Annotated in this window: 13 protein-coding genes; 8 read left to right on the top strand and 5 right to left on the bottom strand. The window is 63.0% G+C overall.

The window, feature by feature from the left end:
- Window positions 1-2: 2 nt before the first annotated feature.
- From JF290_RS09440 to JF290_RS09425, 4 genes are all read right to left on the bottom strand, one after another.
- Window positions 3-1,013, bottom strand: a complete 1,011-nt coding sequence (locus tag JF290_RS09440; RefSeq protein WP_199024595.1) for a branched-chain amino acid ABC transporter permease — start codon at window positions 1,011-1,013, stop codon at window positions 3-5.
- Window positions 1,014-1,133: 120 nt separating this feature from the next.
- Entirely contained in the window at window positions 1,134-1,904 is a 771-nt protein-coding gene (locus tag JF290_RS09435) for an AraC family transcriptional regulator (protein ID WP_233155254.1), read from the bottom strand.
- A 158-nt stretch (window positions 1,905-2,062) separates the two neighbouring features.
- Window positions 2,063-3,106, bottom strand: a complete 1,044-nt coding sequence (locus tag JF290_RS09430) for a dehydroquinate synthase/iron-containing alcohol dehydrogenase family protein (protein ID WP_199024593.1) — start codon at window positions 3,104-3,106, stop codon at window positions 2,063-2,065.
- A 112-nt stretch (window positions 3,107-3,218) separates the two neighbouring features.
- Complete coding sequence (locus JF290_RS09425) at window positions 3,219-4,481, bottom strand: ABC transporter substrate-binding protein (RefSeq protein WP_199024592.1); 1,263 nt, start codon at window positions 4,479-4,481, stop codon at window positions 3,219-3,221.
- 340 nt (window positions 4,482-4,821) lie between these two features.
- Between JF290_RS09425 and JF290_RS09420 the strand changes: the two genes are divergently transcribed.
- The 4 genes from JF290_RS09420 to JF290_RS09405 are packed head-to-tail and all read left to right on the top strand — an operon-like array spanning window position 4,822 to window position 7,866.
- Window positions 4,822-5,406 carry a HupE/UreJ family protein gene (locus JF290_RS09420; protein WP_233155232.1) on the top strand — a complete coding sequence of 195 codons (585 nt, stop codon included), beginning with the start codon at window positions 4,822-4,824 and terminating at the stop codon, window positions 5,404-5,406.
- Window positions 5,403-5,993, top strand: coding sequence for a hypothetical protein (locus JF290_RS09415; RefSeq protein WP_233155231.1), 591 nt, complete (start codon window positions 5,403-5,405; stop codon window positions 5,991-5,993). Before JF290_RS09420 ends, JF290_RS09415 begins: the two co-directional genes overlap by 4 nt.
- Before the next feature lie 47 nt (window positions 5,994-6,040).
- Window positions 6,041-6,874, top strand: coding sequence for a peptidyl-prolyl cis-trans isomerase (locus JF290_RS09410; protein WP_199024589.1), 834 nt, complete (start codon window positions 6,041-6,043; stop codon window positions 6,872-6,874).
- Between the two features lie 29 nt (window positions 6,875-6,903).
- A complete protein-coding gene (locus JF290_RS09405) occupies window positions 6,904-7,866 on the top strand; it encodes a HupE/UreJ family protein (RefSeq protein ID WP_233155230.1) in 963 nt (320 codons plus the stop codon).
- Between the two features lie 48 nt (window positions 7,867-7,914).
- Here JF290_RS09405 and JF290_RS09400 read toward each other — a convergent pair whose 3' ends face one another.
- On the bottom strand, window positions 7,915-8,334 hold the full coding sequence (locus tag JF290_RS09400; RefSeq protein ID WP_199024588.1) for an Rrf2 family transcriptional regulator: 420 nt from the start codon (window positions 8,332-8,334) through the stop codon (window positions 7,915-7,917).
- A gap of 157 nt (window positions 8,335-8,491) precedes the next feature.
- Between JF290_RS09400 and JF290_RS09395 the strand changes: the two genes are divergently transcribed.
- The 4 genes from JF290_RS09395 (at window position 8,492) to JF290_RS09380 (ending at window position 14,421) form a co-directional block, all read left to right on the top strand.
- On the top strand, window positions 8,492-9,196 hold the full coding sequence (locus tag JF290_RS09395) for a 5-formyltetrahydrofolate cyclo-ligase (protein ID WP_233155229.1): 705 nt from the start codon (window positions 8,492-8,494) through the stop codon (window positions 9,194-9,196).
- 336 nt (window positions 9,197-9,532) lie between these two features.
- Window positions 9,533-10,624, top strand: coding sequence for a TRAP transporter substrate-binding protein (locus JF290_RS09390; protein ID WP_199024587.1), 1,092 nt, complete (start codon window positions 9,533-9,535; stop codon window positions 10,622-10,624).
- Between the two features lie 130 nt (window positions 10,625-10,754).
- The gene (locus tag JF290_RS09385; protein ID WP_199024586.1) at window positions 10,755-11,750 is read left to right on the top strand and encodes a TRAP transporter small permease subunit; all 996 of its coding nucleotides are present in this window, start codon (window positions 10,755-10,757) and stop codon (window positions 11,748-11,750) included.
- Window positions 11,751-11,760: 10 nt separating this feature from the next.
- Window positions 11,761-14,421 carry a TRAP transporter large permease gene (locus JF290_RS09380; RefSeq protein ID WP_199024585.1) on the top strand — a complete coding sequence of 887 codons (2,661 nt, stop codon included), beginning with the start codon at window positions 11,761-11,763 and terminating at the stop codon, window positions 14,419-14,421.
- The last annotated feature ends 35 nt before the right edge of the window (window positions 14,422-14,456 follow it).

The following is a 14,456-nucleotide window of genomic DNA, read 5'->3' as shown; positions in this document are numbered from 1 at the left end:
CTCTAGGCCCTGCCCAACAGGCCCTGTGGGCGAAACGCCAGCACCGCGGCCATGATCAGGAAGGTGAAGACCACCGAATAGGTCGGTGCATAGACCAGCCCCAATTGTTCGGCCAAGCCGATCACCAAGGCGCCTATGGCCGCTCCGGGGATCGAGCCCATGCCGCCGACGATCACCACCACCAGAGAGGCAAGCAAGAACCGCGTGTCCTCGCCCGGCGACAGGGACTGAAACGTGCCGCCGACGATCCCGGCCATGCCCGCCAGCCCGGCGCCAAAGCCGAACACGGCAAGGAACACGTATTGAATGCGCACACCGGACGCCGCCAGCATCTCGCGGTCATCGACCCCGGCCCGGATCAGCATGCCCAGCCGCGAGCGGTTCAGGATCAGCCACATCGCCACTCCGACGACTATGGCGGCGAACAGGATTGCCATGCGCACGGCGGGGTACTTCAGCATCACCGCTTCGCCCGAGGACCGATAGCCCGACACGATGGGCAGGGTCATCGGCCCGCTCAGCCAGTCGGGCGCAAAGATCGTGTAACTCTGCCCGCCCCAGATCCACAGCATGATATCGGCCAACACTACCGACAGCCCGATGGTGACCATGGTCTGGCGCAGCTCTTCACCTTCCATCCGGCGAAACACCTGGTTCTGCAGCACCAACCCCAGAAGCGCGACAACGACGAAGACCACCGGAAAGGCCAGAAGCCACGACCCAGTGCGTTCGGACACCTCGAACCCGATGTAGCCGCCCAGCAGATACAGCGAGCCATGCGCGAGGTTCACGTTGCGCATGAGGCCAAAGATGAGTGTAAAGCCCGACGCGACGAGGAAATACAGCGCACCCAGCGTGACGCCGCCAAAGATTGCATTCAGGAAGACCCGCTTGCGCCCGAGAACGTCTTCCATCCCTTCCGTCCACGGCGCGAAGATCAGCCACAGCAACACGGCCACGACAAAGCCAATGATCAGCGACCATGTCGGATGGCGCGTCACGAATGCTTTCATCAGAACCGTTGCTCCCCCAGTTTGAGAAAGCCTAGCCCGTGATCGCCCGCCGCGGCGTACCCGACAGTCTGATCCTTGCGCCCGGCGTCGGCTAAAGCGAGCGCGACGGAGCGCGTTCCGTCAATGCAGCGACATCGTCTGTACGCAGCGACGATAGACTGTGGGCGGCACGACTCCGTTGGAGATGAAGAAACGCGAGAAGCTGGCCTGGCTGGCAAAACCGAGGTCGAATCCGATATCGGCCACCGCCTCGTCGCTGGTGGTCAACTTGTCGATCGCACGCTCCATGCGCAGCGCATTCAGGTAGAGGTTGGGCGTCACGCCCATCTGTTCGCGGAACAGCTTGTAGAAATGGGGTCGCGACAGGCCGACCTCGCGTGCCACGCTGTTCAGTTCGAGGTCTTCCCCGATCGCGTTGCCGAGGATCTTGAGCGACCGGCGGATGCGGAAATCGCGCCCGACGACATCCGCGCCGACAAAGCCTCGGCCCTGTGACGTCCATTGCCAGGACTGGTCGTAAGCCGCCTGCGACAGCGCGCAAAGGCGATCTTCGAGCATCGGATCATGCGAGTCCGGGTCCAGCATGGTCGAGGCGGTGCCACAGACCATCCGCATCAACCGGTCCGTGACCTCGATTCCGACACGCCCGAACTGCATCGTCGCGGTCGCTTGCCGTGCCACCTCGATGAACCATGAGGGACGGATATAGAGAACGAGCGTCAGGGTGGGGGTGGACGACGGGCCCGGCTGAAAGAAATGCGGCTGCCAGGGACTGACGGCAATCGCCTGTCCCGGCGACACCGGCCAGAGTGTATCTCCCACACACATATGCGCAGACGGACCCTGGACATGAAAGATCAGATGGCCTTCGCGATGTGCGTGTGGCGCCATGCGGCGATCTATCGAATAAAGGCACACACGTCCAAAGGCCCCGTGGAACACGGCGACAGCGGTACTCATATCTCCTCCCAGTCTCGCGTTCTTTCGACGCGCAGATGCGGCATGTTAGCGCGGCAACCTGAAGTCACCAAGCGAATTGTCGGCGCCATTCAGACCGCCTGGGCGAGCAGGTCCAGATAATCCGCCTGCGTCGCGTGGCGTGGATTGGTCTGGCTGGCCGGATCGGCGGCAGCGTTGCGTGCGACCCGGCGGAGGGCCGCTGGCGCAAGTCCAAGATGGCCGATCCGGTCGGGCAGGCCGATCCGGGTGCCCAATTCGGTCAAAGCCTGGATAGGGTCGTCCTTTGGCGGGGTCTGTAGTGCAACGGCGAGACGGGCATAGCGGTCGCCTACTGCCGGCTCATTGAAGTTCAGAACCCGCGGCAGCACCGAAGCATGGTGGTAGCCTTGCGGACGGCCCGCGCCACATTCGGCCGAAATGGCTCGCGTCAACGCCTCGACCCCCCCAAGGCCTTTCTGCCCGGCCAAGGCCGCGTTCAGTGCTGCCGCCATCACATAACGCCGCGTTTCGGGCCGGTCGCCCTCGGTCACGGCCGCCTCGAGATGGCATGAGAGAAGATGCACCCCTTCGAGTGCAATGCCATCCGCTGGCGGGTTGAAGCCGGGTGCAAGGAATGCCTCGATGCAGCGTGTCAGGGCGTCGAACCCATGCGCGGCCGTGCGATCGCTCGCGAGCCAATAGGTCAGCGTCGGATCGCACAGGATCGCGTCGGGCAGCACCGGGTGAGCACTGGTGGCACGGGTCGGTAGTCCGATATCGGATGTTGTCGTGGGGATCGCGACAAGAGGCAATCTCGGCGATCGGGCAACCGCGATCCGGCGTCCTGCTTCCTGAGCCGCCGTGCCGCCGAACGCGACGACGAGATCGCAGCCCGTCGATTTCACCGTGTCGCGGTCTCGTCGACATGGCATGTCCGCGGTGTCGCATGCGAATGCGCTTTCCTCGCACCACATCGCGGCACAGGATGCGGGTATCGTATCCTCGATCAAACTGCGTGCGCAGCTTGCCGCGCCATCGGGATCGAACAGGATCAGGGGTCTCCGTCCGCCCAGCCGCGCGATTTCCAAGCCAAGCGCGTCCTCCAGAACATGCTCGGCAAAATGAATGCGGGTCAGATAGTTGATCAGCGACATGCGACGAGTTCCGGAACAAGGCGTGCAGGTCGATGTGGGGAGGCGTGTCGCTCCCCACGGAATGGCCGGGCGGTCTGATCCGCCCGGCCGCTCTGTCTCGCGCAGGGTTGGCTCAGCCGCCTCCGCCGAGCGCTGCGCAATCCGGGTTGTCGCGGGACGGCAGACCCATGGCGCGGAACTCTTCCGGTGTCATGCCGAGCGTCTGGGTCACGTTGTCGACGCGCGCCTTGAACACGTTCTTCAGGCCGCCCTCGCCATCATCCACGACTTCGGTGATGAAGACCGAGCCGGACGCCTGACGGTTCTCGTTCAGTTCGACTGTGCCGAGGGGCGTATCCAAGGGATTGGACGACAAGGCCTCGTGCAGTGCCGCCTGCCCATCGCCCAGGTCACCGCCGACCTCGTTGATGGCCTGAAGTGCTGCGAGGGTCGCGATGTAATAACCGACACCGAAAAGCGACGGGCTTGGGAACCGCTCATCCTCGGGGAAGGCTTCCTGATAGGCCTTCACGTAGTTCTGCCACGCCTCCGAAGGATCGTCAGACGCCAGCGGGCCGGAGGTCGGCGTTCCGATCAGCGCGTCCTTGGCGCGTCCGCGCGAGGTCAGAACCGTCTGGTCGGCCATGATCGTGCCGCCGATCAGGTTGGTTTCCGAACCGGCCTGGTTGTACTGGTTCAGGAAATTGATGGCATCGGTGCCACCGACGCCGAGATAGATCGCATCCACGTCGTCAGGCAGCGACGCGATCACGCCGCCGAAATCGGACGAGCCCAGCGGCACCCAAAAGCGCTCGACGATCTCACCGCCTGCGCGGCAGAAATCCACCGCGAAGCCGAGGAAGTTAGTGTAGCCAAAGGAATAATCCGCCGCCACCGTCGCGACACGGTTCCATCCCTTTTCTTCGACCACATACGTGCCGAGGCCCGCGCCCCATTGCGCGCCATCGAGGTTGAAGCGGAAGAAGTTCGGCGCCGGATCGACCCAGGTGGTTTCCAGCGCGCCGGAGATGCCGTTGATGATGGTCTTGTCGGGAACCGTCTTGGCATAGTCACGCATCGCGATGCCTTCCGAGCCTGACAGCGGCCCGATGATGATGTCGACGCCATCCTGTTCGATCAGCTTGCGCGCCTGGCGCACGGCCGTGTCCGGCGTGGTGTCGGACGGGGCGACGACATACTCGATCTTCTTGCCGCCAGCTTCGAACCCGGCCTGTTGCAACGCCAGTTCGACATTGCGCACGCCATCGGCACCGCCTTCGGCGAAGGCCCCTTCCAACGCGACCAGAATGCCGAGCTTGATGCTGTCCTGCGCCATCGCGCCGGATGGCATCATGAAAGCCGCGGCAACAGCCGAGGCTACAAGCGATTTCCTCATTGTGTTCCTCCCAAGTGGCGCAGGCTTGTCACTGTGACCGTCCGCCGCCCGCCGCCTGCGCTGAACGGGAAAAAACCGGCTTGTGTTCACAATAGGGCGGCCATTTTTGATGGCGCGACCACCGGATGTTGGGCGGCATACCCCTGGGTCTGCTTTTTTTGCAATCTCAACGCCTCGATCACGCCTGGCCGTGTCGGCGCGGCACGGCGCGGTAACAGGCATAGATCACAGCGTGCCCGAAATCGGGGCGCCGCCACTTGCACTATACGCTTGGATACTGAAATATCCCGACGCAAGTGGCGCGACCGGAGCGACTGTGGCCATCCACGAGGAGGATCCCTTGAAACCCAGGTTGTTTCCGCTGTTTGTCGCGGCGCTTTTCGCATCGACGCCGGCCCTTGCGCACTCGACGAGCGACGCCGGCGGCGGTTTCGTCACCGGGTTCCTGCATCCGATCCTCGGATGGGACCATGTTGCCGCGATGATCGCGGTGGGCCTGTGGGGGGCGTTTCTCGGCAAACCCGCAGTCTGGTTGCTGCCCGTGACCTTTCCGCTCGTCATGGCGCTTGGCGGAGCAGCGGGGGCGGCCGGTGTGCCGATTCCGGGGATCGAAACCGGCATCGCCGCCTCGGCACTGGTCATTGGCCTGGCTGTCCTGCTGGCCGCGCGTCCGCCCCTGGCGGTCGCTGCAATCATCGTCGCTTTCTTCGCAATCTTCCACGGGCACGCGCATGGCACCGAAATGCCCGCGGCGATAAGCCCGCTGGCCTATGCCGCAGGCTTCGTGATCGGGACCGGGCTTTTGCACCTTTGCGGTATCGCTTTCGGTGTCCTGACCCGGTCAAAGGCCGGAACTGTCGCTGTGCGCTCCGCAGGCGGCGTCATCGCTGCGGCGGGCGTCGGGTTCCTGACAGGGGCCCTATGAGGCTTCGGTATCTCGCAGGGGCGTTCGCTTTTTTTCTGCAGCCTGGCACTGCGCAATCGCACGAGGCGTTCGGTGATCTCGGGCCTTTCTACCAGGGGCTCCTGCATCCGTTGGCAGACCCGGCGCAGGGATTGGTTCTGGCCGGGATAGCGGTGCTGCTGGCGCGCCAACCCGTGCAAGTCGTGCGGCCCGCTTTCCTGGTTCTGCTGCTCTGCGCATGCTTTGGGCCGCTGATACACTTGGCTGTGAGCACGCCGAGCCTCGATTCCAGATCCGCCGGGCTCGTCGCCGTGATCCTGGGTGGGGTCGCCATCTTCGGGATCGCCTTGCCTGCCGGGTTGGTTGCCATCATGGCGGGCGCCATTGCACTTCTGGCCGGGATCGCCGGCGATGTACTGACCGATGTCAGATCGCTACTGCTGTCCACCGGCGGCACCGCGGTCGGCATTGCGATCTTCGTCCTGTTTCTCTGGGCGGCTCTGGATATCATCCAGTCGCGATTGGGTCGCTTGGCCGGCGCGGTGGCCGGTTCATGGGTTGTCGCGATCGGCGTGATGGCTGCCGCCCTGCCGGGCGCGCCGGCATGACACAGGCAAGCTCGAGACGGGCACATGACGCAACTGGAAAGAACCGAATGTCGAGCATCCTGAAGTCCCCACTGACCCATTTCGCGGTGCTTGGCGGATTGGTTTTCGCCGCCTATGCGCTGCTGTCCGATGCTCCGGCGGCGCCCTCCGAGGGCGTTATAAAGATGAGCGAACGCGACGCACGGCTTCTGGCCGAACAGTTCGCGGCAACCTGGAACCGTCCACCGACCGAAGCCGAGCTGCGGGGTATGATGCAGGCATGGGTTCTGGAGGAGGCCTATGTGCGGGAGGCGCGCAGTCTTGGTCTGGACCAGGGCGACGCGGTGATCCGGCAGCGCCTGAAGCTCAAGATGGAGTTTCTGGCGGAATCCGATGCGGCCCGGCTCGAACCGAGTGACGCGGATCTTCAGGCGTTTCTCGAGGCAGATGCAGAGAGGTTTGCCAAACCCCTGCGGCTGTCGTTCGAGCAAATTCTGCTACCATCCGGTGCAGGCGAGGAAGACGTCGCCGCGACGCTCGCCGAGTTACGGCAAGGGGCGAGACCGTCGGAGATCGGAGCCACAAATCTACTTCCGCCCAGGTTGGACGAAATGGCCGTCGTCGCGATCGACCGCGTGTTCGGGGTCGGGTTCGGCGATGCGCTCGCGGGTCAACCGCTCGGGCACTGGAGCGGACCGATCAGGAGCGGTTACGGTCAGCACCTCGTGCGGGTTTCGGAGCGCTCGGAAGCCGCCCTTCCAAGCCTTTCGGACATCCGCGAGCGCGTCGAGGCCGAGTGGCGTTCGGTCAGGGCGAGAGACTCGCGAGACGCGTTCTCGGACTCCCTGCTCGGGCGCTATTCGATCACCTTGCCGGATGCATCGGCGGTGCTCACGGAGTGAGACAACTTGTCATCACACTAATCGCTCTGTTGGGAATCCTTGCGCCCCAGACTGGGGTCAGCCATGCGCTGGATCCGGGATACCTCGAACTCGTTTCGGTGGATGAGAGCCGCTGGCGCGTGACCTGGCGTGTCCCCGATGTCAACGGCCGTCCTATGCCGATCGAGGCCCTTCTGCCCGAGACCTGCACCCATGAGCCACCGCCATTCACTTTCGACGGCCGCGCATGGACGGCACGCTGGATCGCCGTTTGTCCTGATGGGCTGGCCGGTGGCGACATCGTGATCGGCGGGCTGGAAACAACCCGGACCGATACGCTCGTGCGATACGAACTGACTCCGGGCAAGGTTCAGGTGGAGCGTCTGACCGCGGCGACGATCGGCTTCACGATTCCGCCCGAAGCGGGGCCGCTCGACATCCTGCAGAGCTATGTGGGCCTTGGCATCACCCACATCCTGGAGGGGATCGATCACCTGATCTTCGTCTTCGCTCTGGTATTGCTGGTGCGCGGGCGTGCGCGACTGCTCTGGGCGATCACGGCCTTTACCGTGGCCCATAGCATAACCCTCGCGGCAGCCGCGCTCGGCACCCTCAATCTGCCGCCACCACCGGTGGAAGCGGTGATCGCGCTGTCCATCGTGTTTCTCGCCTATGAACTGGCGCTTCCGCCCGAGCGGCGCGATCCGTTCGCCGAGCGGTTTCCCTGGGTGGTTTCGTTTTCTTTCGGCTTGATCCACGGGCTTGGCTTTGCCGGCGCCTTGCGCGAAATCGGTCTGCCTCAGGACGATATCCCGCTCGCGCTGTTTGCATTCAACGCCGGGGTTGAAATCGGGCAGATCCTGTTCATTGCCGTCGTGTGGGCGGTTGGGGCCGCGCTCTACCGTCTTTATCCGATGCTTGCCCAACACGGTCGCGCTCTGACGCGTGGGGCGGGCTATGCGATCGGCAGCCTTGCCGCATTCTGGGTTATCGACCGGGTACTGGTCTTCTGAAAAACCGGGTTCCGACGAACTGATCGTTGTTGCGCTGACCCCGTCCCCCTATTCGGTTTGCGCAATTGGTTCCAGGGCGATATCGGCCAGCGTCGAGCGGTCAAGATCGCTCAGGAATGCGGTCTCGGCCGAGCGCAGCCGTGCCTTGAGACGACATTGTGCGTGGATCGTGCAATTTCCGCCATCGCCGGCGAAGCACTCCACGAGAGCCTGACCTTGCTCGAGATGCTGCACGACCGCCCCGAGCCGGATCTCGCTTGCCGGTCTTGCCAGCACCGCCCCGCCGCCGCCGCCGCGGCGCGTTTCGATCAAGCCGCCGCGCGACAGGCTCTGCATGATCTTGGCGAGGTGGTTTCTGGACAGGCCGAACGCGTCGGCCAGTTCGGCGGTGGAATAGGCGCGCTCCGGGGCGCTGGCCATCAGCATGAGCATGCGCAGACCGTAATCGGTGAAAGAGGTAAGGCGCATGACCGGCAGGCTCCGTTTCAATTCGCATTTACAGCACCTATTAGCGGGCCTAGGCTCGGGTTCAAGGAGAACCGGACATGATGCGCCGCAAAGGGAGGGCACTTTGGGCCCCAATGCCCGTTCTGCCCGATAATCGGTCGCAGAGGGAGCACGTGACATGAGCCATGATGAAAAAAGCGCCTCGGGCACCTACGCCTCGCCCCCCTGTATGGCACGCGAGATCGCGCCCGATTACTTTGACCCGCTGGCCACAGACCCGGAGCAGGCCCGCGATGTGGCCCGCTGGCGCGGTGCGGAACGCAACCGCCTGCGCGCAGCACGCGACAGGATGAGCGTCGCGTCCCGCAAGGATGTGAGCGTGTCGCTGGCCAAGCAACTGCAACGCCTTTTGATCAACCGTTTCAATGGGGGCAGGGGCAAGGTGTTGTCCGTCTATTGGCCGATCAAGGGAGAGCCCGACCTGCGACCTCTGATGGCCGAGCTTCACGACGAGGGTGTGACCATCGCACTGCCGCTGGTGGAGGTGAAAGCCGCACCCCTGGCGTTCCGCCGCTGGACGCCCGACACACGAATGGTGCGCGGCGACTGGAACATCCCCGTTCCGCCACCGGACGCCGAGCCAATGACACCGGACATCACCCTCGCGCCGCTTGTTGGGTGGGATCCTGCGGGATTTCGCCTTGGATATGGCGGCGGATATTTCGACCGAACTCTGGCCGCACTTGCACCGCGCCCCGTGAGCATCGGCGTCGGGTTTCATACCGCCCGGCTCCAAACGATCTATCCGCAACCGCACGACATACCGCTCGACTTCATCCTGACGGATGCGGGTGTGCAGGTCGAACGGCAAGAACGACCATGATTGTGCGCTGCCCGCGACCTCGGCTCTCGAGCCTGGTGTGACTCGACCGAGACTCGATGGGTCGCTCTGTGGAAACGATCTCGGACGCGCAGGAGCACAACCGCGTGAAGGTGCCCCAACGTCAAGCTTAGGCTTTCATCGCTGAATTCGCCCTGGGCGTGTGCAGACGTCCCCCAAACCCTGAAGTTGGATGAATTTCGCCAGAAAACACATTGCATTTCCGCATGTTCCGAATAGGCTGGCGCGGCAAACCGGGGGGTCGGTCGGGCGTGGCTTCGATCGACCTCCTCAAAAAGCAAAAATAAACGTCGCGAACTCAAGGGAGAAGAACAGAGTATGGAACGTCGCAAGTTTTTGAAGGGCGCAGCGGTCGCCGGCACCGGAGCCGCGCTGGCCGCGCCCTCCATCGTCAACGCTCAGGGCGCAAAGACCATCACCATCGTATCGACCTGGCCGCGGGACTTCCCCGGTCTCGGATCTTCGGCTCAACGCCTGGCCGAGCGCATTCCGGTCGTGTCCAACGGTGCGCTGCGCACCGAGTATTTCGCCGCCGGTGAGCGTGTTGGCGCATTCGACGTGTTCGACGAAGTCGCATCGGGCAACAGCCAGGCTTACATCGGTGCCGAGTACTACTTTACCGGCAAGCACCCGGGTTTCGCCTATTTCACGTCAGTCCCCTTCGGAATGACCACGCCGGAATGGAACGCCTGGATCAAGTTCAAGGGCGGACAGGAGCTCTGGGACGAGCTGACCGACGGCTTTGGCCTCAAGACCATCACCTGCGGCGGCACCGGCGCCCAGGCTGGCGGCTGGTTCAACAAGGAAATCAACAGCCCCGACGACCTTCAAGGTCTCAAGATGCGTATCCCGGGCCTTGGCGGGACAGTGATGTCCAAGCTGGGCGTGTCGACCGTATCGCTGCCCGGTGGCCAGATCTATGAAAACCTCGTCTCCGGCGCTGTCGAAGCGACGGAATGGGTCGGCCCCTACAACGATTATTTCATGAAGTTCTACGAAGCCGCCAAGTACTACTATACCGGCGGCATGCACGAGCCGGGCGGCGGTCTCGGCTTTGCCATGAACAAGGAGTGGTATTCGACCCTGTCCGACTACGAAAAAGCCGTGATCGAAGTCTGCTGCAACGAGGAAATGGCGGCACAGGTCGAAGAAGCCGCCGCGAACAACGGTCAATACCTCGCGCGCCTGATCAACGAGCATGGCGTGGAGCCCCGGCAATTCAACGAAGAAGTCTGGGATGCCTTCGGCGATGCCGCGGCAGAGGTCTTCGAAGAAACCCGCGGTCACTCGCCGCTGGCGGCGAAGATCAACGACGCCTATCAGGATGCCCTGCGTGAAATCGGCTCCTGGCGCGCGGTCGCCGAGGTCGAGTTCTCGAACCAGCGGAACCGGGTTCTGGGCATCGTCTGACACTCACGTATGACTGTGGCAGGAGCTGACGGAATCCGTCGGCTCCTGCTTTTTCCATGGGGGCCTGTCATGTCCGGCGCGGAGGCCCGCGTGACATTGACCAGCACAATGGCAGTTTGGGGATTTTTCAATGAGCGCAACGACTGAAGCGGAGATCCTGTCACCGCGGGGAGCACCGGCGCCCTATGTCCGAACCTTCGGATGGGCCATGCTGTTTCTGCTGGCAGCCTTCATGATCAACAACACCCTGATCGTCTGGTTCGACTATCCAAGCGTGACATCGGTTATGGACGGGTCCGATAGCCGAGGATGGCTGGTGTTGGGGATCTACATACTGGCACTTGTGGGAGCGGGCTTCATGGTCGCGCGAACGCCCAATCGTGCCCTGCGCTATGACGCTCAGCTGATCAGCAACTTCAACGCCTACCTTATCCGCGGCTGCTATTTCGCCGTGCTCTTCGTCGGCGTGGCCGACTTCATCATCGCCTTCCTGCGCGTCGAGGGACTTCTCACTGTCTTCTTCTCCGATGACATCGCCCGGGAAATGATCCGCGCGCATTTCGTCGGTCCTTTCGTGCATGTGCCGCTTGTTGTGCTCGGCTTCGTGGCCGCGCTGTTCTCACGCTCACTCGGCTTCATCTGGCTGGCACTAATGATCGTGATCGCCGAACTTCTGATCGTGATCTCGCGCTTCGTCTTCTCTTATGAACAGGCGCTGATGGGCGATCTGGTTCGTTACTGGTATGCGGCGCTGTTTCTCTTCGCATCGGCTTACACGCTGCTGCACGAAGGCCATGTGCGCGTCGACGTGCTCTATGCCGGGTTCAGCCAGCGTCGGAAGGGTCGGGTCAATGCGGTCGGCTCGATCCTGCTGGGCATGGTGACCGTTTGGGCCATAATCCTGATCGGTATGGGGTCCAAGAACGCCATCGTGAATTCTCCGATCGCCAATTTCGAAGTCTCGCAGACCGGCACGGCGGGCATGTATGTCAAGTACCAGATGGCTGCTTTCCTGGCGATTTTCGCGGGAACGATGTTGATCCAGTTCGTCAGCTATCTCTTCGAAGCTGTCGCGGATACGCGCGACGAACCCGGGCGGCGCGAAGTCGCCCCCATCGCTCACTGAGGTCGGAACCATGGAACTCTTCTTTCTGCTCGTTCTGATCGTCATCATGGCCACGGCGCTGGGGTCGGGTTTCCCCGTCGCCTTCGCCTTGCCCGGCGCGGCCATCATCACCATCGTTCTCGCGGCTGGCAGCGGCTACATCTTCGCGGGCAACCCGGATGCCTATTTCCATTCCGGCGGCCCCTCTCAATGGCTGACCGCGGGGGTGACGAACCTGCGCGGGGTCTATTGGGAGGTCGAACGGGACACGCTGATCGCCATTCCGCTCTTCATCTTCATGGGGATCATGCTGCAGCGCTCCAAGATCGCCGAGGATCTCTTGGTGACCATGGCGCGCCTGTTCGGCCCGGTTCCTGGTGGACTCGGGATATCGGTGGTCTTCGTCGGCGCGCTGCTGGCGGCCACCACCGGCATTGTCGGCGCAACCGTTGTCGCGATGGGGCTGATCTCGCTGCCTGCCATGCTGCGCAACAACTATTCGCAGTCGCTCGCCACCGGCACGATCGCCGCCTCGGGCACGCTTGGCCAGATCATCCCGCCCTCTATCGTGCTGATCATCCTCGCCGACCAGCTGGCCAGCGCCACAGACCAGGCAAGCACCACCCGCAAGGCGCTTTACACCGAAGCGACAGGCGAATTGAGCATGCCGAGCGTCTACGACGTCGCCTCGACCAGTGCGGGCGAGATGTTTCTCGGCGCGCTCGTGCCGGGCATCGTGCTGGTCCTGATCTACATGGTCTACATCCTGATCTTCGCGCTTCTGCGTCCCAAGTCTGCCCCCGCCGTCCCTTATGAGGGGGCTCGCGACACGGCGTTCTGGGGCAACGTTCTGCTGACATTGGTGCCGCCGCTCACGCTGATCTTCCTCGTGCTCGGATCGATCCTGACCGGTGTCGCAACCGTGAACCAGGCCGGGGCGATTGGCGCCGCGGGCGCGATGCTCATGGCGGGCTACCGGATCACGGAACAGAACCGATGGACTTATTTCCCCGCCCTGATGGCAATTCTGGCACTTCTGCTGATCGTGTACAGCCTCTCGAACTATGACATGAATGCCAAGGCGCTGATCGTGAACGGCGGTGATTTCACCGGCATCTACATCGGAACGATCGCCGTTGTCATGCTCGTCGTCTCGCTCATCTGGAGCGGTATCCGCATCCTGCGAGTCGAAAACACGTTGCGCGAAGTGATGATCGAGACCGCCAAGACAACCTCGCTGGTCTTCATCATCCTTCTGGGCGCCGCGATGTTGACGGCGGCCTTCCGCGCCTTCGGTGGCGAGGAGCTGGTGCGCGATTTCCTGAACTCGCTCCCGGGCGGCTTCTGGACCCAGTTCATCATCGTCATGGCGGTGATCTTCATCCTCGGCTTCTTCCTCGACTTCATCGAGATCGCCGTGGTCGTGGTGCCGATCGTCGCGCCGATCCTTCTCGCCGATCCTGAAGCCAACATCACCGCCGTCTGGCTGGGTGTGATGATCGGCTTGAACATCCAGACCTCGTTCCTGACGCCACCTTTCGGGTTCGCGCTGTTCTATCTGCGCGGGGTCGCTCCGGCGATCGTCAAGACGGTGCAGATCTACAAGGGCGTCATCGCCTTCATCTGCCTGCAATTGGCGGCGTTGGCCATTGTCGGCTACTACCCGCAGCTGGTGAACTACTTGCCCAACCGGATGAGCTTTCTTTCGGACACGTCGCCACCGCCGCGAAACCCGAAGTTGCAGCAGTGTCTGGAAGAGTACGTTCGCGCCGAAGTGGCCGAAAATGGCACTGCGATCTCGGCGGCCATCCAGAGAGCGCAGGGGCTGGATCTGTCGAGCTTGCCCGGCTCTTTCGCGAGTGACCTGTCGGAGTCGTTTGAAAGTGCAGCTACGGCCCTTGCACAGCTGGACACGATCACCGAGACCGAAGCGGCCGTGAACGAAGCGGCAGTGGAATACCGGCCCGTACAGCGCATCGTGCGCGATCTTGAAAAGGACATGCGCAAGATCGATGCCGAGATCGAGGAACTGCGCAGGGCGGGTCGCTTCCTCGACCCCGAGGAAAGTGCCGAGCGCCTTCAGACGCTCGCAGAGCGCACGGCGAAGCTCGAGGAGGAAAAGGCAGCTATCGCCGCACAGATCCCAGAAAGCTGGGAGGGCGTTCACGACACCTTCGCAACGCTGACCAAGGCCGAGGAAACCGCGCGCAACACCTATCGGCGGGCGTCTGATGACGCGGTTGAACCGGTTGCCGAGTTCCTTGCCGTGCTCGACGCGAACGAGGCGTTCAAGGCGCTTGAGCCTGAACTGCGAAAACTGCCCGATGTCGTGGCCAATAGCGATCCCGAGGCAGCAGAGGCCATCGTCGACGAGGTTGGCAGCCTGTTCAACCAGGTGCCCGGTGGTCGCGACGTGGCCTCCGCGCTGTCCAAGGCGGAGCGCGTGCTCAGGCCGAACCGCCTCGATCTCGAAGTCGCGAACGAGGAGATCGACAACGCGATCGCGGCGTTCGAGGCGCAGCTGGTCTGGCGTGAAGGGGCAGGGGCCGCGCTCAAGCCCGAACTCGAGGCCTACATGGCAGGTATCTCGGAAACCGTCGGCTCGCGCCAGCAGCCCAAGTTGAGCCGCGACCAGGCACTATTCCTGGCCTCCTGTAACGCGGTGCACAGGGACCTGTCGCTGCAGTTCTGAACAAGGACAATTCGCTTGTCAAAACCGAGCCGCCC

It is taken from the genome of Sedimentitalea arenosa, assembly GCF_016428585.1.
In the GTDB taxonomy this organism is placed as follows: Bacteria; Pseudomonadota; Alphaproteobacteria; order Rhodobacterales; family Rhodobacteraceae; genus Sedimentitalea; species Sedimentitalea arenosa.
Note: the sequence above shows the minus strand (reverse complement) of the source record. Positions and strands in the feature narration are given on the sequence as shown.

Coding starts and splice junctions, on each gene's coding strand:
- JF290_RS09440 (WP_199024595.1), bottom strand. CDS start 1,013: ATGAAAGCATTCGTGACGCGCCATCCGACATGGTCGCTGATCATTGGC.
- JF290_RS09435 (WP_233155254.1), bottom strand. CDS start 1,904: ATGGCGCCACACGCACATCGCGAAGGCCATCTGATCTTTCATGTCCAG.
- JF290_RS09430 (WP_199024593.1), bottom strand. CDS start 3,106: ATGTCGCTGATCAACTATCTGACCCGCATTCATTTTGCCGAGCATGTT.
- JF290_RS09425 (WP_199024592.1), bottom strand. CDS start 4,481: ATGAGGAAATCGCTTGTAGCCTCGGCTGTTGCCGCGGCTTTCATGATG.
- JF290_RS09415 (WP_233155231.1), top strand. CDS start 5,403: ATGAGGCTTCGGTATCTCGCAGGGGCGTTCGCTTTTTTTCTGCAGCCT.
- JF290_RS09410 (WP_199024589.1), top strand. CDS start 6,041: ATGTCGAGCATCCTGAAGTCCCCACTGACCCATTTCGCGGTGCTTGGC.
- JF290_RS09400 (WP_199024588.1), bottom strand. CDS start 8,334: ATGCGCCTTACCTCTTTCACCGATTACGGTCTGCGCATGCTCATGCTG.
- JF290_RS09395 (WP_233155229.1), top strand. CDS start 8,492: ATGAGCCATGATGAAAAAAGCGCCTCGGGCACCTACGCCTCGCCCCCC.
- JF290_RS09390 (WP_199024587.1), top strand. CDS start 9,533: ATGGAACGTCGCAAGTTTTTGAAGGGCGCAGCGGTCGCCGGCACCGGA.
- JF290_RS09385 (WP_199024586.1), top strand. CDS start 10,755: ATGAGCGCAACGACTGAAGCGGAGATCCTGTCACCGCGGGGAGCACCG.
- JF290_RS09380 (WP_199024585.1), top strand. CDS start 11,761: ATGGAACTCTTCTTTCTGCTCGTTCTGATCGTCATCATGGCCACGGCG.